Source organism: Acinetobacter sp. ABJ_C4_1 (assembly GCF_044538495.1).
GTDB classification, from domain to species: Bacteria; Pseudomonadota; Gammaproteobacteria; order Pseudomonadales; family Moraxellaceae; genus Acinetobacter; species Acinetobacter nosocomialis_A.
The window spans coordinates 101227-120368 of the sequence record NZ_JBIUCQ010000011.1 but is presented as its reverse complement, the minus strand read 5'-3'; the positions used below and the strand labels follow the sequence as shown (position 1 = coordinate 120368).

General features: G+C 36.3%; 18 protein-coding genes. 6 read left to right on the top strand and 12 right to left on the bottom strand.

Annotated elements, in window-relative coordinates; translation table 11 throughout:
• Positions 1 to 575 (top strand): hypothetical protein (locus ACIF8R_RS13720; protein ID WP_396481354.1); only part of this gene is annotated, 575 nt, incomplete at its 5' end.
• Positions 576 to 617: 42 nt separating this feature from the next.
• On the opposite strand, the gene ACIF8R_RS13715 is transcribed toward ACIF8R_RS13720, so the two are convergent.
• Both ACIF8R_RS13715 and ACIF8R_RS13710 read right to left on the bottom strand, forming a co-directional pair.
• Complete coding sequence (locus tag ACIF8R_RS13715) at positions 618 to 2165, bottom strand: hypothetical protein (protein WP_396481353.1); 1548 nt, start codon at positions 2163 to 2165, stop codon at positions 618 to 620.
• Positions 2166 to 2256: 91 nt separating this feature from the next.
• Positions 2257 to 2808: a TetR/AcrR family transcriptional regulator gene (locus tag ACIF8R_RS13710; RefSeq protein ID WP_396481351.1), complete on the bottom strand. Its 552-nt coding sequence runs from the start codon at positions 2806 to 2808 to the stop codon at positions 2257 to 2259.
• Between the two features lie 820 nt (positions 2809 to 3628).
• Between ACIF8R_RS13710 and ACIF8R_RS13705 the strand changes: the two genes are divergently transcribed.
• The 3 genes from ACIF8R_RS13705 (at position 3629) to ACIF8R_RS13695 (ending at position 6188) form a co-directional block, all read left to right on the top strand.
• The gene (locus ACIF8R_RS13705) at positions 3629 to 4390 is read left to right on the top strand and encodes a carbon-nitrogen hydrolase family protein (RefSeq protein WP_396481349.1); all 762 of its coding nucleotides are present in this window, start codon (positions 3629 to 3631) and stop codon (positions 4388 to 4390) included.
• Between the two features lie 67 nt (positions 4391 to 4457).
• Positions 4458 to 5027 carry a TetR/AcrR family transcriptional regulator gene (locus tag ACIF8R_RS13700; RefSeq protein ID WP_246980223.1) on the top strand — a complete coding sequence of 190 codons (570 nt, stop codon included), beginning with the start codon at positions 4458 to 4460 and terminating at the stop codon, positions 5025 to 5027.
• Between the two features lie 141 nt (positions 5028 to 5168).
• Positions 5169 to 6188 (top strand): MBL fold metallo-hydrolase, encoded by a 1020-nt coding sequence (locus ACIF8R_RS13695; RefSeq protein ID WP_396481347.1) that lies wholly within the window; start codon positions 5169 to 5171, stop codon positions 6186 to 6188.
• A 69-nt stretch (positions 6189 to 6257) separates the two neighbouring features.
• Here ACIF8R_RS13695 and ACIF8R_RS13690 read toward each other — a convergent pair whose 3' ends face one another.
• Positions 6258 to 6956 (bottom strand): type 1 glutamine amidotransferase domain-containing protein, encoded by a 699-nt coding sequence (locus ACIF8R_RS13690; RefSeq protein WP_396481345.1) that lies wholly within the window; start codon positions 6954 to 6956, stop codon positions 6258 to 6260.
• A 156-nt stretch (positions 6957 to 7112) separates the two neighbouring features.
• On the opposite strand from ACIF8R_RS13690, the gene ACIF8R_RS13685 reads away from it, so the two are divergent.
• Positions 7113 to 7529, top strand: coding sequence for a MerR family transcriptional regulator (locus tag ACIF8R_RS13685; RefSeq protein WP_396481359.1), 417 nt, complete (start codon positions 7113 to 7115; stop codon positions 7527 to 7529).
• Positions 7530 to 7691: 162 nt separating this feature from the next.
• On the opposite strand, the gene ACIF8R_RS13680 is transcribed toward ACIF8R_RS13685, so the two are convergent.
• The 4 genes from ACIF8R_RS13680 to ACIF8R_RS13665 form a co-directional block, all read right to left on the bottom strand.
• Positions 7692 to 8267 (bottom strand): dihydrofolate reductase family protein, encoded by a 576-nt coding sequence (locus ACIF8R_RS13680; protein WP_396481343.1) that lies wholly within the window; start codon positions 8265 to 8267, stop codon positions 7692 to 7694.
• Positions 8268 to 8468: 201 nt separating this feature from the next.
• Positions 8469 to 9536, bottom strand: coding sequence for a saccharopine dehydrogenase family protein (locus ACIF8R_RS13675; protein ID WP_396481341.1), 1068 nt, complete (start codon positions 9534 to 9536; stop codon positions 8469 to 8471).
• Positions 9537 to 9548: 12 nt separating this feature from the next.
• On the bottom strand, positions 9549 to 10790 hold the full coding sequence (locus tag ACIF8R_RS13670; RefSeq protein ID WP_396481339.1) for an NADH:flavin oxidoreductase/NADH oxidase family protein: 1242 nt from the start codon (positions 10788 to 10790) through the stop codon (positions 9549 to 9551).
• 198 nt (positions 10791 to 10988) lie between these two features.
• Positions 10989 to 11411 (bottom strand): MarR family winged helix-turn-helix transcriptional regulator, encoded by a 423-nt coding sequence (locus ACIF8R_RS13665; RefSeq protein ID WP_024437916.1) that lies wholly within the window; start codon positions 11409 to 11411, stop codon positions 10989 to 10991.
• A gap of 191 nt (positions 11412 to 11602) precedes the next feature.
• On the opposite strand from ACIF8R_RS13665, the gene ACIF8R_RS13660 reads away from it, so the two are divergent.
• Positions 11603 to 12613 (top strand): alpha/beta hydrolase, encoded by a 1011-nt coding sequence (locus ACIF8R_RS13660; protein WP_005131685.1) that lies wholly within the window; start codon positions 11603 to 11605, stop codon positions 12611 to 12613.
• A gap of 89 nt (positions 12614 to 12702) precedes the next feature.
• Here the strand turns inward: ACIF8R_RS13660 and actP are convergent, their stop codons facing one another.
• The 5 genes from actP to ACIF8R_RS13635 all read right to left on the bottom strand — a co-directional run bounded on the left by actP (position 12703) and on the right by ACIF8R_RS13635 (position 19140).
• Positions 12703 to 14355 (bottom strand): cation/acetate symporter ActP, encoded by a 1653-nt coding sequence (gene actP, locus ACIF8R_RS13655; RefSeq protein ID WP_396481336.1) that lies wholly within the window; start codon positions 14353 to 14355, stop codon positions 12703 to 12705.
• Positions 14348 to 14659: a DUF485 domain-containing protein gene (locus ACIF8R_RS13650; protein ID WP_396481334.1), complete on the bottom strand. Its 312-nt coding sequence runs from the start codon at positions 14657 to 14659 to the stop codon at positions 14348 to 14350. The genes actP and ACIF8R_RS13650 overlap by 8 nt, the downstream gene beginning before the upstream one ends.
• Before the next feature lie 27 nt (positions 14660 to 14686).
• Positions 14687 to 16321: a long-chain-fatty-acid--CoA ligase gene (locus ACIF8R_RS13645; protein ID WP_396481332.1), complete on the bottom strand. Its 1635-nt coding sequence runs from the start codon at positions 16319 to 16321 to the stop codon at positions 14687 to 14689.
• 144 nt (positions 16322 to 16465) lie between these two features.
• Positions 16466 to 18349 (bottom strand): sigma 54-interacting transcriptional regulator, encoded by a 1884-nt coding sequence (locus ACIF8R_RS13640; protein WP_396481330.1) that lies wholly within the window; start codon positions 18347 to 18349, stop codon positions 16466 to 16468.
• A 23-nt stretch (positions 18350 to 18372) separates the two neighbouring features.
• Positions 18373 to 19140 (bottom strand): SDR family NAD(P)-dependent oxidoreductase, encoded by a 768-nt coding sequence (locus ACIF8R_RS13635; RefSeq protein WP_396481328.1) that lies wholly within the window; start codon positions 19138 to 19140, stop codon positions 18373 to 18375.
• Positions 19141 to 19142: the final 2 nt, after the last annotated feature.

Below are 19142 nucleotides of genomic sequence, written 5' to 3'. Positions count from 1 at the left end.
CTATTATTCCACCTAAAATATTAGTAGGTATTTTATATTACAAACAAAAAATAAAAGAAAAATTTAAACAAAAAAGTAGTGATAAACTTTCTATAAAAATACTCTTAAATATTATTTCAGATCAAACACATAATATTATTAAAAAATCTATTAATTGGGATAGTAAAGTTGACTTTAAGAATATAGATCAAGGAATGAAAGAAGTAATTCGCTACTATTTTTATCTTATTATTTTATATCTTGTTATCATTAGTATACTATTCTTCTTTATAGATATGGAAAAAACAGGTCTACATGATGCAAAAGAACGTATTCAAATTGAAGATCGTGAATTACCAATTAAGGATGAAATAATCGAGATGCATTTAAATAAAATCTATAAAAATGTACCTTATCCCCTTAAAGGTAAAATTTTAGAATGTGGGACAACAAACTGTCTTGTAGCTATCAATGTTGAGAATTTTATTTATAAAGGAAAATCACCGCAAATACATAAAAAATATATAGTAAAACCTATAAAAAATGATAGCTATCTAAATCAAATTAATTCTTTTCAAGATTTACCAGAGATATAATCTTTTATAATAAAAAAGATACTTATAAATAAAAAAAGTACCTTAAGGTACTTTTTTTATTTCATTATCAAAAGTTGAACCCGACAACCTTAATACGTGATCAACTTGAATATAAATATACCTTAACCAACCAATATTCGAATCTGGTACAGTATCTTTATACTTTCTTATTATGGTACAAAATATTTGCTGTGATAAACGCTTTTGTTTTGCATCATCTAATTCGTTCATAGTCTTTAAAACGATTTCTAAGTAATATATTTTTTGTTTAAAATCAATATTCTTAGACAATAAAATCTTCCTCAATAAAGTACCGAGGGTATAACTTGCCCATTCTATAGGTTTAATATTTTCATTTCCTTTATATAAATATTTTGCAGCTATTACCCAATCAGAACAATTCGAAATTATGCAGTAGATTAAATAATCAAATTTCAATGGAAACTCTTGCCAAGTCTCTGAATTTTTACTTCTATTAATATTATTTAATATTTCATCTAAGAAATATTCATAATACATTAACCACATATGATCATTCGTTTTAGTGTATATAGCACTTTTAACCATTATATCAAAAAAATGTATACCAACAAAAATTGGACATTCCCATGGCTCTTCCGTATAATTAAAAGATTCACAATAACTGTTATAAAAATTATCCTTACCACTTTGCTCTTTAATATATTTGCAAACATAATCCCCAACTGGTTTCCAAATATTAGCATTAATCGCTACATTAGGATCTAAAAAGTAATAACTTAGAACAAAATTTTCTGGCTCAATACGATACCCAGTTGAGTACATGAAATGTTGATTATCTCTAATTTCTCTATATAAAATACTATTTTTGATAGAAATTAAATTTTTAAAAAAGTTATTGGTGAACTCATCTATCTGTAAAAATGAACGACTAGAAGTTAATTTAACTGCAATTATTGGATGCATTTCTACCAAATAAACCAAGAAACCTGGTGATTTTAATAGTTTCTCAATAGATTGATAAATCAAAGTTTTGTGACCGATTTCGCTTGGTAAAACTACTAAAATTTTCTTAAATATAAACCTTTTGATATTAATAAAATTAGAAATATGGACTGGTGAAGCACTCAAAAATTCCTCAGGACTTGCTCTAGAGTTTTTAAAAATGTAGTTATAAAATTTCTCATATATTGTTTTTTTATTAACAATATCTAAAAATTGGTCAAGATATTTTTCAAGTAAAAAACTTAAAATATAGTACTTTTTCTCCCTTAATAAACGATAAGAAACATCAGTCCATTTATTATATTGTAATTGTGGTAGTTTCCTTCCTAATAGCTTATAAACAAATAAAATACTCATTACAATAACACAAGATAAAACTGCTATTTTTTCATCAAATCCCCAGAAATAATTAATTGGATTTAACCTCGCAACTACAATTAGCACACTAGAATAAATGACTCCTAATGCAAGTAGATTTAAAGCAAGAAAACATAGCCAATATCCTTTAGATGCTCTTAAGAAAAAATCTTGTCTTCTTTCTTCAGATATTAATGTGATAATTGCTACAAAAATTCCCAAAACAGTAAATAAACCACTTGCATCCATTGTAATATTCTTGAATTAAATATAGAAAATTCTATTAATTATACTAAATAAACCTATACTAACAATATAAAAACTATCCTGTACCTCCGTTTCAATCACCCCTAAAAAACCTCTCTACCACCACGTCCCGTTCATCCAAACTATTTGAGCTTAAAGCCTGTAGCAGCAAACCATCTATCAGGTTTAAAACCATGTCGGCATCGAATTTTGGCTCGTGAATTTCTCCACTAAAAATTAGGTCAAAAATTTCATGGCGTAGCCATTTTCGATATTCAAGGGCCATACTGTAGGACTTTGGATAAAGCAGTTTTATTTCAAAAATGGCTTTAAGCAAAAGGTTGTACAAACTGTTTAAATTGGTATGTAAAACAATAATTTCTTTGAGTTTATCTTTTGAAGTGTAATAACGGTTTGAATAAATAATGGCAAGCACTTCTTCTCTGAGCAGGCTTTTTTGAAAGGCGATGCACATTTCAATTAAACCTTCTTTCGAGCCAAAATATTTATAAAACGTAGATTTGGTGATTTGGGCTTCTTTAGCAATCAGGTCTACACCTGCTGTGTGAAACCCGTAAGTTATAAATAGGCGTATAGCAGTTTGAACAACATGTAGTTTTTTCGAAGATATTTCTAAATTTGGCATAGTTTTACCGTTTTAAGTTCTTGTTGTTTCTAAAAGAGATTAAAAAGCCTGTGCCTTTTCTGGGAGAAAAAAGGCACAGCAAAGCCGTAAAGACTGTGCTTGGCACATCTCAAGTTTTATTGTTGAAGCAAGTTTTTTAGACGTAATGATTTAAAGTCTGAAAAGCCTTACGGCGATCGAGCTGCTTTAAAGTAATTTAAGTGGTGTCGATATAGATTTTGACAGTGACTGCCAATAATTTATGAATATGCATAGCCAACTCCTTCTTTTGGGAGTTCTGCCAAAGCATTATAAATTATGGTGGCAGAACGGAAGCAGGTTGACGGACTGGGTTCGACATCCAGCACACCCGAAGGTGTCCCACTCCCGTCCTACCGCTACGGGAGGGAACGAGGTGTGCGCACATAAAACTATCCCTCAGAAAGGAATAATCTGATGTGGTCGATCATCGGTCCGTCAAAACCGACTGGCAATGTAGGCCAGCCCGCAAATGGTAATCTTCAAGATTTGAGCTGTCAATGCGAAATTGGCTAGAAATTATTTAATTAATTATTGTTTTTCATTAAATTACATAATTAAGGAACACCTTAAATAATGGCTTAACAATTTAATTTTACACAGTAATTTAATTAGTTTTTATGAGGAATAAAACCATTACTGCTCTAAGCTCTATAAAAATTGTCATAATGACAATCATGGTTTTAGGTATGTGAGTAGATAACCATACAAGATTACAATTAAAAGCAGGCTTGGATGAATTAGGCATTATATGGTTACCTAAAGTCATGGTTGAAGATGAAATACAAAAGGACATGGTTTGATGAAAAGCAAAGTTAGCTTCGCTCTAGCACAGCACAAGGTTGAAAAAGGCAATATTGAAGAAAATATAAAAACTCATAAAAAACTATGTGAGCGTGCAGCACATTTAAAAGCTGATGTCGTGATATTTCCAGAATTATCCTTAACAGGATATGAACTTGAAATGCTGACAGATCTAGCCATATGTCATACATCGTCCTTAATCCATGAACTTTCTAATGCTGCGATTTCAAACGATTTAACGGTTATTGCTGGATGCCCCTTAAAAAGCGGACAAAAAAAACCATATATCGGTGCTGTTATCTGCCATCCAAATGGAGACGTTAATTTTTATCAAAAACAGTACCTCCATCAAAACGAGAGTGATTACTGCACAGCTGGCAATAACAACTACTTCTTTGTCATCAATCAGATAAAGATCTCACTCGCTATTTGTGCGGACTTTACTGAACCTCAACACTACTTAGATGCACAAGCTGCCAACGCAGATGTATATCTGGTCAGTGCATTAATCTCAAACGGAGGTTTTACTACAGACAGTGAGTTGTTATCCAATATTGCTAAGCAAACAAATAGCTCTGTCTTGCTCTCAAACTTTATCAGTGAAACAGGTGGCTGGAAGGCAGCCGGTAAATGTAGCGTGTGGGACAATAAAGGTAACCTTGTGGTTCAAGGGAGCGACCACCAAGAAGGATTAACACTTTGTACAATAATGAATGGGTTGCTAAGTAATGCTCATTTTCACCTAACCAAAGGCACATAAAAATAGGGCTTGTTCTCTCATTATTTTCATGTATGATTGAGTAATCACTCAATTAATTTATTTGTATATGGCTCGTCCTCGTAGTGAAGATAAACGTAATGCAATTTTAAGTGCTGCTATTGAAACATTAGCAGAGCTTGGTGAACGTGCATCTACCTCAAAAATTGCTAAAGTTGCTGGCGTAGCAGAAGGTACTTTATTTACCTATTTTAGTAATAAAGAAGAACTGCTTAACCAGTTATATCTTTCGCTAAAGGCTGAGCTACGTCAGGTCATGATGCTTAGTTACCCGACTAATGCTGACCTGCAAACACAAATGTCGCACATTTGGCAAAGCTATTTGGACTGGAGTTTAGAAGCTCCCCTTAAGCGTAAAGTGATGGCGCAGCTTTCAACATCAGAACAAATTACCGAGCAAAGCAAACAAATTGGTATGCAAACCTTTTGTGACCTCACCCAAAATATTCAAGAATGTATTAATGACGGCAAATTAAGAGATTATCCACCGTTATTTATTGCTTCGATTTTAGGTGCACTTGCCGAAGTTACACTTAATTTTATTGCCCAAGACCCTTCTCAAGCTGAGCTTTATCGCAAATCTGGCTTTGAAGCGTTTTGGCATGCAGTTTCAATTTAAATAAAAGAATAAGGATGCACGGCGTCCTTATTTTTAAACCAATTAATGAGTGAGTAAATACTCATTTAATTAAATCAAAATAAGTACTTAGCCCAAGTTCTTATTTGCACATATAGGTTTGTTCCAATAAGGAAAAACAAGATGACTATTTCAAACACAACAGACTTGCCTTCTCCCTTAATGCCATCTCAGCAGCACAATGGCAAATTTAGAAATACGCGTCCGAACCAACACAAGCCTTCTTTTGGTAAAACACTTCAACTTATGTGGAAGTTTCTATTTAACAAACCAAAAGACACAGTACCTAACAAAGAAATTCCTGTTTTAAGTTTGTCAAAAGAACAGCTTTTAAGTGCGCCTGACCGCTCTCTATTTCGTTTGGGCCACTCAACCATTTTGTTAAAACTGCGTAATGAGTTTTGGTTAACCGACCCTGTTTTTTCTGAGCGCGCTTCACCTTTTCAGTGGATTGGCCCAAAACGTTTCCACCAGCCACCGATTAGCATTGCCGACTTACCACCGATTAAAGGCGTGATTTTGTCGCATAACCACTACGACCACCTCGACTACCATGCGGTCATGCAACTTAACGATAAAGTTGAGCACTTCTTAACACCGCTTGGTGTGGGCGATACACTCATTAAATGGGGAATTCCAGCAGAAAAAGTACAACAACTTGATTGGTGGGATACTACCCATGTGGATGGACTAAAATTGGTGGCTACCCCTGCTCATCATTTTTCAGGCCGTGGTATGGGCGATAGCAATGCGACGCTTTGGGCTTCGTGGGTGATTATTGATAACGACTTACGTGTGTTTTTTAGCGGTGACACAGGCTATTTTGATGGGTTTAAAGAGATTGGACACCGTTATGGTCCGTTTGATTTGACCATGTTAGAAACGGGTGCTTACGACCCTGAGTGGCCCGATGTTCACATGCAACCAGAGCAAACTTTGCAAGCACATATCGATTTAAAAGGTCGCCATTTGTTACCTGTGCACAATGGTACTTTTGACTTGGCACTTCATGCTTGGGATGATCCGTTTGAACGTATTGTTGGTTTGGCACATGAAAATAATTTAGCCATTAGCACACCGCAAATGGGTCAAATACTCAATTTAAATGAACCAAATGCCGAAAATTATTGGTGGCGTTCGTAGTCTAATATGAGTAAGGCGAACACTCATTTTAAGTGTTCGCCTTATCTTGTTTATAACTTTGAGTGATTTTTACGAAGCACTCTTTTCAAGCTCTTCTATAATCGCTAAAGCTGTTCTTCTAGCAGAAAATGGGTTTTGACCAGTAATCAAGTTGCCGTCTTGAACTACATACGGCACAAAAGGAATAAAAGCCTTTTCATAACGAGCACCATATTCTTTCGCTAACTCTTCAGCATTGTACGGCACTTTTTTCGCTACCCCTGCCCACACTTCTTCACTCCATGCAAAGCCAGTTAACTTTTTGCCTTCTATGAGTCGTTTACCATTTGAAAGTCTGACATTGAGCAAGCCGCAATATCCGTGACAAACACTCGAAACAATGCCGCCTTTTTCATAAATATTTTTGGTGATTTCTTGCAGTTCAGGGTTATCTAAAAAATCCCACATCACACCGTGACCACCCGTATAGTAAATCACGTCATAATCTTCCCAATGAATATCGGAAGGCTTAAATGTATTTGCCAGTAGCGTAATAAAAGCCTGATCTTTTTCTCTGTCTTTAACAGATTTATCTGCAATTAAAGGCACAAGTGACTTAGGTTCAATTGGAGTTTTTCCGCCATTTGGACTGACGATATCTTGCACATAGCCTTGCTTTTCAAACTCGTCATAGGCATGGGTGAGCTCACCTAACCACAGTCCTGTTTGTTGATCTACATCCTTATAGCGTGAAACATTGGTCACGATGTGTAATATGCGTTTAGACATTTTCTCACCTCATTCTTCATATTTATAATTCTATTCTTTCGTCTATCAAAGCATAGAAAGTTGTTACTGAAAATGCGTGCTTGGTAAAGTTATGAACCTTGCTTTTATGCTACTATAAGTTTAAAGTTAGCTTGAATGTCAAGAGAGTATGTGGCTATGAATATTAGCGAGTTATCGAAACTAAGTGGTTTAAGCACCCCTACAATTCGTTATTACGAACAGATCAAACTCTTGCCTAAAGCAAAAAGAAAATCGAATGGTTATCGTGAATATACCGATAACGATTTGAAGCAACTTTCTTTAATCCAGCAAGCCCAGCAAGTCGGGTTTTCTTTAGCAGAAATTAAAGCATTTTTGCCATCGAAAGTTGTCGCTTGGGATCATGATGCACTTATTCAAACGATTGAAACCAAAATTCAGGAAATAGAACTTTTAGAACAGAAGCTAAAAGTCAGTAAGCAAAACTTACGTACCATGATTGATGCGATCAACAACAAACCCGATGAAATTACATGCGAGCAAAATGCAGAACGTCTTATGAATCTCTATTTTGATAAAGTAAAAGCACCGTAATGTTTAACTTTAAATAGAGTTAACTGCTCTCGCGTTGAATAGATGGGTACTGGTATCGACTAAGTAATCAAAGCGTTTAAGTAGCACTCTATAAATCTAAAAAAAACGAATTACAGACCAATGCTGTAATTCGTTTTTTTCATACAGATATTATAGAAAAAATCAGTCAATCTTTTGATAGTGAAGACCAATGGCGCCAGAAGCAAAAGTTTTATTTTCAATAAGTTTAAGATTGGTCTTTTCTTTAATACCGTGGAATAGTGGCAAGCCACTACCAATTAAGACGGGCGAAACTGTAATCTTATATTCATCAATTAAATCAAGTTGCATCAGATAGTGTGCGAACCGTGGACTCCCCAAAATCACCATATCCTTACCCGCTTGCTGTTTAAGCTTATTAATTTCTTCTTCAACATGGTCTTTTACAAGATGGGAATTATTCCATTCAACTGTATCTAAGGTGGTTGAAAAAACGATTTTTTCAGTCTTTTCAATCCACTCCGCGTGATTTCGTTCGTGCTCCGAAGCTTCTGGATTTGAAAGCATGGTTGGCCAGTAATTATGCATCATCTGGTAGGTCGCACGTCCCCAAATCACCGTATCGGCAGTGCTCAAAATTTCTTTGGCATGGTTTGCTAAATCGGCATCGTAAGCAATCCAACCTATGTCCATTGCCCCATTTGGTCCTTCGACAAAACTGTCTAGCGATGCATGTAGAAATAGTATGAGTTTTCTCATTATTTTCATTCCTTTGTTATAAAAAAAATTTTATCGCTTCTTAGTATATTCAATTTAAATTATTTCTTATGGAGTGTTTTGTTTTTGTTTTTCTTTTTATCTATATAAGGCCGTATTTACTTGAAATATTTAAAAATAACCCGAACAAGAATGACTCCTTGTTCGGGACTATCTATAAACATGCTGTTTTAATAAAAGCTTTTAATTAATGACCAGCGGACCAGAACCCGGCAGCTCGGTCACTAATTTATAGCCCATCAGTTTTGCTGGTGTATATGTACCACCTTTAACAGTATTTTTGAGTAAATAATTCACCACAGTCAGTGAACCATTTACGGTAAGGCTATAAGCATTTTCCGTTTGAATGCGAGCAGTTTTGATTTCCCCACGCGTATTTCTTGCCTCCCCCCAAACATAGGTAGGCACTTTCGCACGAAGCTCTTCATTTGGACCCACAACCGTTTTTTCAATACGTGACTTAATAAACTTCTGCACAGCATTGATTTTTAATATTGGGCGTAAATAGTTCATCATTTTCGCGCCAAAAATCATTTTGGGAAATGCTGGAACAAATACTTCAATGTTTGGAATACCTGTTGTATAGAACGCTGTAGATACGTCTCCCCACGGAACACTCATGGCACTTTTTTTACCGTCACCAAAATCAATGGTCCGAACATAATGTGCTAATGGAACGGTAGTAATTTTTCCGTTTTTACGAATTTTTCCGCCTTCGGCCATGCCTTCTGTACTTGTTTTAGCTGTACCCGGCGAAAACCCTGTTCTAGAGTCAAAACCAAGCGCTAAATGGGTCGCATCTGGCAATGCTTCTTTCAGTGCAGCGGCAACACAATCTGTCGGAATCACATCGAAACCAACACCCGGACAAAGCACAATATCGGCTTTTTCAGCTTGGCTGTTAAGTGACTGTGCCAACTCAAATACAGCGATTTCACCCGTAATATCTAGATAGTGAGCACCTGCATTTATACACGCTTCCATCATGGGTTTTGATGTTGCTGAAAATGGCCCCGCACAGTGCATGACCAATTTAAAGCCTTGCAGTTGCTCACTGACCGCATTTACGTTATCAAGCCCAAAAGCTTTATAATCGAGTCCCAACTCTTGAGCTAATGTTTCAACCTTAGCTTTGTTACGACCAGCCAAAGTTGGTTTTAGACCTTGGCGTACAGCTTCACGAGCGATTAACTCGCCCGTATAGCCATTTGCTCCATAAATTATCCAGTTTGAATCATTCGGATTTGTCATAACACAACTCACTTATGAAGACGCAAATGTATAGTCACGCATGCCTTTCTTGTATTGGCGGGTACGGCATGACATCGCTGATTGTTGCAAAATTAAAGCCCAAGCTGGTGAAACATTTGGTTTTGTTTTTTTACCAGCGCTTAAATTACGTAACTGGAATTTCACTACAGCCATATTGGCAAGTGAAGCAAGTGTTTTGTTTTTCCAAGTAATTGGTTTTAACTCTGGTGTAACATTGTGCCCTTGTTTCCAAGCATTTGGCAAATTAGGTTCAATTGCTAAAGCTGTGGCAATACCAACCATATCTACACCGCTTTCAATTACTTTTTCTGCCACTTGTCTACGGCGTATACCACCTGTCACCATAACAGGCATTTTGGCTACTTTACGAATTTCTTGTGCAAATTCTAAAAAGTAAGCTTCGCGAGCAAGTGTGCGACCATCACGTGCTTGACCTTGCATGGCTGGCGCTTCATAGCTACCGCCTGAAAGTTCAACCAAATCGACTGCATGCTCATTTAACATTTTAACCACTTGTTGAGCATCTTCAGCGCTAAACCCACCACGTTGGAAGTCGGCTGAATTTAGTTTTACTGCCACAGTAAACTGAGGTGAAACCACTTTACGAACTGCTTCCACAATCTCAATTAAAATACGAGCACGGTTTTCTAAAGAACCACCCCATTGATCTTGGCGTTTATTGCTCAGTGGAGAAAGAAACTGACTTAATAAATAACCATGCGCTGCATGAATTTCTACACCGGTAAACCCTGCTTTTTCACCTAAACGTGCTGTGTTTGCAAAACGCTGAATCACTTCTGCAATCATAGATTCAGTCATTTCAATTGGCGTATTAAAACGATTTGACATTTTTCCTAAATCTAAAGCAACAGCAGAAGGCGCCCATGTTTGTTGCCCTAAATTTGACTGCATTTGACGCCCCGGATGGTTAATTTGAAGCCAAATCTGAGCACCTTTTGAGCGACCAATTTGTGCCCATTTTTTAAAAGTATCCAGATGCTTTTCATCTTCAAGCACTACGCCGCCCGGTCCGGTCATCGCTCGGCGATCTACCATCACATTTCCGGTAATGATTAGACCTACGCCACCATTTGCCCAAGCTTGATATAAACGCATTAATTCTTCTGATGGTGCATGGTTTAAATCAGCCATGTTTTCTTCCATTGCTGCTTTAGCAATACGGTTCGGAACATATGAGCCATTTGGGAATACTAATTTTTCGAACACTTTCATTGGAATGACCTCATTCAGTATGGTTTTACTTTAAGGTTAAAGCCAACTTTAATGTCAATACCTTTTATTACTTCTATATTTAATCAATTGAATTTATTGTTTTTTATATAGAAAAGAGGCCTTAAAATGCCTCTTTTTTTTAAAGTTTAAAGCTTCAAATTATTTGCAGATAAAAATTATTTTCAGTTAAAGAAAACTTTATAAATCTTCCAATAATTTCAAAGAAAGCTTTCTCAGCATAGTCAGCTCCTCATCATTCATATGCATTGAACATCGCAACTGATTGGGTAGATCAATCACTTTTTCTTTTATCTCTAAAGCTTTGTCCGTCAATATTACTTTTTTTACCCGCTCATCTTCTTTGATTGATACCCTCTTCAAAAACTCTTTTGCTTCAAGTTTTTGAACCAACGGCGTTAAGGTGCCTGAGTCAAATAAAGTCTTTTCACCGAGTTCTTTTAGAGAAATGTCATCTTCTTCGTACAAAGCTAAAAGAACGATGAACTGAGGGTAAGTTAAATCGAAATCTTTAAGTAATGGACGATACTGACGCGTAAGTGCATTCGCCACTGAATAAAGCGAAAAACAGAGTTGATCACCTAATATCTTGTTTTCTTTCATATTTAAACCAAAAATTAAAATTATCTAAAAATTATTATAAATAATTCTTGATCATAAGTATCTTGTGTGCAAGTATTATATATGCAAGATAAATATTGAACTGAGCTTTCAATAGAACCAACTTCATATTGGACACAAAGCCTTGGTTCAAAGTTGTATTTAAAATTTCTAACTTAAAGTGAGTTTTCACCATGAAAATCGCAACAGCTTTATTAACATCTGCTCTTTTCACTACAGCTGTTTCAGCTGAAGCTATTAATACTCCTGCTCCGACTGCGGGTGTACAAGCATTCCTAGACGTACTCAATTCGGGTAACGGTAAACCAATGGAATTGATGACTCCAAACGAAGCTCGTCAAGTTTTAATCGGCGCACAAAAAGGAGCAAAACTTCCGCCAGCACAAGTTTCAGAGAAAACAATTCAAATAAATGGTCAAAGCATTCAACTAAAAATTGTTAAACCAGAAAATGCTAAAGGCGTTCTTCCTGTATTTATGTTCTTCCATGGTGGCGGTTGGGTGTTAGGCGACTTTGCTACTCATGAACGCTTAATTCGTGATTTAGTTCGCGAGTCTGGTGCAGCGGCTGTATACGTTAACTATACGCCTTCTCCAGAAGCTCACTTCCCTGTAGCAATTAATCAGTCATATGAAGCAACCAAATGGGTCGCTAAACATGGTAAAGAAATTGGTGTTGATGGTAGCCGTTTAGCTTTAGTAGGTAATAGCGTTGGTGGTAACATGGTTGCTGCTGTTGCCCTTCAGATTAAACAATCTGGTGGTCCAAAAGTACGTTACAACGTAATGTTGTGGCCTGTTACCAATGCTGGTTTTGACGATGCGTCTTACAATCAGTATGAAAAAGGATACTTCCTAACTAAGAACATGATGAAATGGTTCTGGGACAACTACACAACCAATGCCAATGATCGCAACAATATTTTGGCATCACCACTTCGTGCTACAAGCGAACAGTTAAAAGACTTCCCACCAACATTAATTCAAACAGCTGAATTAGATGTATTGCGTGATGAAGGTGAAGCTTTTGGCCGTAACTTAGATAAAGCGGGTGTACCAGTGACTGTAACTCGTTATAACGGTTTGATTCATGACTATGGCCTGTTAAATCCGTTAAGCAACGAACCATCTGTCAAAACTGCATTATCACAAGCTGGATCTGAACTTCAAAAGCATTTGAAATAATGCTTTAAGGCAGTACTAATAATGTAAGTTTAATAAAGAAAGCATGATTTTTTAATCATGCTTTCTTACTTTTGGGTTCTTGAACAAACTTAATGCAAAGGCATTTTTTCAAACGAACCTTGTTGAGCACCAAGCTCGGAACGTACCACCTGTAATTCAAAGCCTTGTCTGTCTAACTCGGCTCTTTTACTTTTATCAGTCAAAGAAACAACGATACTCACCAAAAATGCGAGTGGCATAGAAAACAAAGCTGGATTATCAAATGGGAATATTGCTTTTTCATGGCCTAATACGCCAACCCAAACAGTTGGTGATAAAACCACAAAGGTAATTGCCGAAATGATTCCGACAAACCCACCAAATATGGCACCGCGGGTGGTTAAATCTTTCCAGTACATAGAAAGAATAAGTACAGGAAAGTTAGCGGAAGCAGCAATACCAAATGTAAGCCCCATCAAAAAAGCAATGTTCATTTTTTCAAATAAGATTCCACATGCTATGGCAATCACACCTAGAATCACCACAGAAAGTCGAGATACAACCATTTCCTGCTTTTCTGTTGCCTTACCTTTCTTAATGACTTTTTGAAATAAATCATGGGAAATTGCTGAAGCTCCAGCAAGTGCCAAGCCAGCCACTACGGCTAAAATCGTTGCAAATGCTACAGCAGATAAGAAACCGAGCAACAAATTTCCACCAAGAGCTTTTGCTAGGTGCATAGCAACCATGTTACTGCCGCCAATTAAATCTCCACCGAGTTGCCCATCTACAAAATATTGAGGATTAGTACCTACTATGGCGATGGAAGCTAAACCTAAAATACAAACCACAAGAAAGAAGTAACCAATATAACCAGAAGCATAAAAGACTGAACGGCGTGCTTCAGCAGCATTTGGAACTGTAAAAAAGCGCATCAGAATATGTGGCAAACCTGCTAAACCAAAGATCAATCCAATAGACATAGAGAGTGTATTAATCGGGTTGGATAGCATTGGACCCGGTTCTAACACCTTTTGTCCTAATTTATGTGCATTTACGGCGGCCTCAGCCATATTATTTAAACTAAAACCAAATGCTTTAAATGCCAGAAATACTAGAACTGTTCCACCAAAGAGCAAAAGAATAGCTTTAACTATTTGTATCCATGTGGTTGCAAGCATTCCTCCAAAAATGACATATACCAGCATTAGACAACCGACTAGCATAACGGCAATTTTATAATCTAGACCAAACAACAATTTAATGAGCTGACCAGCACCCACCATTTGCAAAATTAAGTAGCAACATACAACAATAAGTGAACCACACGTTGCCAAAATACGGGTGCGCTGCGGATCTAATCGGTACGAAACAATATCTGCAAAAGTATATTTACCAAGGTTTCTCAGTCTTTCAGCCATTAAGAAAGTTAAAATCGGCCAGCAAACAAAGAAGCCCGTCACATAGATAAAACCATCATAACCTTTGAAGAAAACCATACTGGAAATACCGAGTAAGGTTGAGGCAGACATATAGTCTCCCGCAATCGCCAAACCATTTTGCTTAGCTGAAATAGCATTACCCGCTGTATAAAAATCTTCTTTCGATACTGTTTTCTTTGCAGCTTTAAAAGTAATAAGTAGTGAAATACCAACTACACATGCAAACATGATAATAGCGGTCCAATTCCTTGGCTCGCTTTGTGAAGCCCAAGCACCGGAGCTAAATAAGGTCAAAATAGTAAAAGCAAAATATTTATTCATAACGATATTCCTTTCTTAGTTTTTCTTTTTGTCTGTCAAAATATTGATTTGTAATAAATATATATAAGCCCGTTATGACCCAGCTCGATACAATGACTATTGCAGCAATCGGTAAACCAATTGTGATTTTGCTTGCCTCTAGTGGCATTGCAAGCAATTCAGGGCGAAAGGTGGCGGTTCCTATAAAAATAAAGTAAATGCTGAGTACAATTAAACTTAGAAAAACGGCGAATCGATTTCTCTGCTTTACCATCTTTTTAAATTTCGCATCTAAAACGATATTTGCTTCCTGAGGGTTGTTCATATAAAAAATCCTTTTTTATGTTGATCATTATTTACATTCAGCAAAAGCACTATTGGTGAAATAGTCGTGATAACGTTCTCTCAATATTTTTTTACTGATTTTTCCAGTGGGCGTATGCGGTATTTCTTCAACCAATATGGTTGCTGACGGAATGGCCCATTTATGTAATTTGGATGATAGAAAAATGACAATTTCTGAATGTTCAATTTTTTCTTGTGGAGACTTTGGCACCAATATTAAAAGTGGGCGTTCTCCCCATTTAGGATGATTGGCAGCAATAACAGCAGCTTCTGCAACTTTTTCATATCCCATCGCTGCATTTTCAACTTCAACACTGCTGACCCACTCTCCTCCCGACTTAATCATATCTTTGGCACGGTCCGTAATATGCATATATCCATATTCATCTATGCAGGCGATATCTCCCGTATCGAACCATTTGCCCTCTTCTTCTCCTGCTTTTGGTTGATTGATATATTGTTTAGCAATTGTATGACCACGTACTTCTAAAATGCCTTCATGCACACCATCATGAGGAAGTAATTGATGATTCTCATCACGCAATCTCATTTGAATACCGAAGATAGGTTTACCGCATTTAATCGATTGGGTTTCGACATTATTTTTGATTTGATCTACTCGATTACAGACTGCCATTGAACTGGTTTCAGTCATTCCCCAAGCATTTTCAACAGAAACCCCATAATGGCTCAAAGACTCAATCAGCGAATATGGTGCAGCTGAACCACCAGATATTGCCCGTTTTAAACTGACTGACGAAATATGGTGGTCTTCAAGATAATTTTTAAAAGCATTCCAGATGGTCGGAACAGCCATAGAAATATCGACGTGTTCTGATTGGATCAAATTAAAAATTTTCTCGGTTTGACCCGCAAATGAATGAGGCCAAACGATTTTTGCCCCCGATAAAACCGCATTAAATGGCATTCCCCATGCACTAATATGATAAAGCGGAACCAAAGGCATAATGCAGCTATCATGCGTTAAGCCAATCGCATTTGGCATAGCGAGTATTAATGCATGCAATACGGTACTACGATGTGAGTAAAGAACACCTTTAGGATCACCTGTTGTCCCCGATGTATAGCAAAGACCACTTGCACTCTCTTCAGGGATATCTGGCCAATCATAATAAGACTGCTCTGGAGCAATGAGTTCTTCATAAAAGACAAAATCGAATTGTGCTTTTAAATTTTTATTGGGGTCACCGAGCACAATAAAATGCTTTATGACTGGCTTTATATTGTCATAAATAGAATCAACTAATGCCAAACAATCTGGCTCAATAATGAGCACTTCATCTTGAGCAGAATTGATAATTTGAATGAGCTGTTCAGCTGCCAATTTAGGGTTAATTGTATGGTAAATTCTTCCCGTACATGGAATGGCATAGTGCAATTCAAAATGCTGATACGAGTTCCATGCCATCGTTCCGACTTTAGCATCAGAACTTATATTTAATCGGTCTAATACATTGGCAAACTGAGAAACACGTTCGAAAGCATCTTTATATGTATATCGGTGTTTAGTTATCCCATCTGCTTTCAAAGTCACAATTTCTTGATCTGCGTAAACTGTCAAAGCATGCTGCATTATTGAAGTAATGTTTAAATTACAATGCATCATTAATCCATTCGTCATTCTTATTTCCTCACACAATTTAGCAACTGATTCAGATGCTTATATGAGTCAATGCAACTATGATGCCAGATTATTTTATTATTATTTTCAATAACTTACTTGATTTTATTATTTTTCTTTTTTGAAAAAATTTCAATTTTGAAATTAGTGATTTATGAGTTTCATTCTACGCCATAAAGTGGTTCGACTAATCCCGAGTTTTTGCGCAGCAAGGTCTAAATCACCATCTACTTCTGCAAGTGTCTGTTCAATCAAACTCAACTCTTGATTAACTTTTACTTCTTTTAATAAAGGTTGCGCCGTGTGGTGATTTTGAGATTGAAATAGCTCGGGTAACTGTTGCTTTAAAAACTCTGGAGTTAAAATTTCATGATCAAGCTGTAACAGCACATTGATTCTTTCCACAATATTTTCAAGTTCGCGGATATTGCCCGGCCAAGAATAGTGTAAAAAAGCCTTCTGTAAAATATTTGGCAAATCATCCAATGATTTTCTATATTTCTCTAGAAAGGAATTTGCTAAATACAAGATATCTTCTTTTCGTTCTTTTAAAGACGGCGTATACACTCTTAAAATATTTAAACGATAGTAGAGATCTGCCCGAAAGCTTCCATTTCGTACTAATTCTTCTAAGTCCGCATGAGTTGCAGCAATCACACGTATATCTAAATGATGACTTACCACTGAGCCCAAGCGGTTAATTTGTCTTTCTTGTAAGACCCGTAAAAATCTAGTTTGTAGATGTAATGGCATATCTCCAATTTCATCTAAAAAAAGCGTACCCGTATGTGCCGCTTCAATGAGACCAATACGCCCATTTTTTTTCGCTCCAGTAAAGGCACCTTCTTCATAACCAAATAATTCGCTTTCTAACAAGCTTTCTGGAAAAGATGCACAGTTGATTGCAACAAATGGTGCTTTATAACGACTGCTATGATTATGAATACTTTGTGCTAAAACTTCTTTACCTGTACCACTTTCACCAGTAATGAGAATGGTACTATCGGTTTTTGCATATGCTTTGGATAACTTGATGATTTGTTGAAAATTAGCGCTTTGTGTCAAGATCTGATCAAAGGTATATCTTGTATTAAAGTTCTTTGATGAAACCTTTCTAAACTGACTATTAGACTGCTCTAATGCATTTAGTTCCTGCACTCTTAAGATATAGCCATCTATATAGTCATTTTTTAGTTTGGAAATATATACAGCCAGTTTTAAATTTTTAAATTGGACGAGTTGATGACTGTTTTCTTGGTCTATATCAAAGTTTAAACCTTCAAAAATTTCTAATGCTGATTTGTTTAAAACGTCTGAAGAGTCTTTTTCAAGTAACGAACTCATTGAGTTATTTATTAAAGAAATCTTTTTTTGCTTAGTGATAAAACAAATACCTTCATTTAAGTGATTAAAAATCTCAGTCAAACGTAAGGTTGAATATTGTTCTCTGCGAATCTTTTCAAGGGTACGTAAGGCATTTTGCAGCAGGTCTTTTAAAGACGGCACACTAATCGCCAAATGCCCGACTAGGTTTTCATTCAGAGCTAACTCTACTGCAACAGGTGAACCAATAATGGCATCAAAACCTTGATTTTTAATTAAATGAATTGTTTTTTTAGCATCTAAATATGAGTCATAGTTAAACTGTTGTATATCTAAAGCAAAAATATCTGAGTAGTTCTCAAGATCGACTGTGGATGTATTACCCACCAAAGCAATTCGCTTATATTGTTTTAAGTTTGATATGGCTTGAATAACGTCAAAAGTACCAGTTCGAATGACCTGAATATCAATATTTAATTTTTTTTGTAGAAAACTCGCGGTCGCTCCCGTACATAGGAGAATCTGACAACCATTTTCTACCAAGCTTTGAGCAACATCTTGCACATCAGAAATATGGCATTCCACCAAATCGATTTCGTTCGACTCTACTTCACTAATCGCCTGCTCAACCAAAGATCGAAAACCATTAATATTAGGTTTTTTAATATAGGTGACCAAAATATTAATTGGTTTTCGATTAAGCATTTTTTACTCCATTAAAAAACGTTTTATATAGGCGCAGCGCTATGACCGCCATCGACTTTAATTTCGATACCTGTTATGCCTTGACCTGCTTGCGAAGCAAGTAAAAGTAAAGGTCCATTTAAGTCATCAAATTCTACAAACTTCCTTGTTGGAATTTTCTTTAAAAGCTGTTGTCCAGATTCGCCAGTTAAATATTCTTCATTAATTTCAGTAATCATATAGCCTGGCGCGATGGCATTTACATTTATACCAAATCTAGCCAACTCTACTGCCATAACTTCTGTTAAATGACGTAAGCCAGCCTTCGATGCACAGTATGGGCTAACGCCTAGGTTGGTAGACTGAGACAGAATTGATGTAATGTTGATAATAGACCCTTTACGTTCAGCTTTAATCATATGCTGCACAACTTCTTGTGCACATTGCCAAGGGGCTTTAAGGTTAGTATCTACAATCTTATCCCAATCTTCATCGTTATAGTCTAAGAAACGCTTGGTATCACTCACCCCAGCATTATTAATTAGCACATCTACTGTGACTCCTTCTGCTTCTAAAGAACTAAGCATATCTTTCACAGCGGAACGATCATTTACATCTAACGCAAAGGTATAAACTTTCACTCCAAATTCATTTTTTATATGCGATTCTAATTCTTTCAATCGCTCTAACCGTCTGGCACAAATAACAATATTCGCACCTTCTTTTGCAAATAATTCAGCTATGTGATGCCCCAAACCACTTGAAGCACCCGTAATTAAAATATATTTATCTTTTACATCAAAAATATTCATTC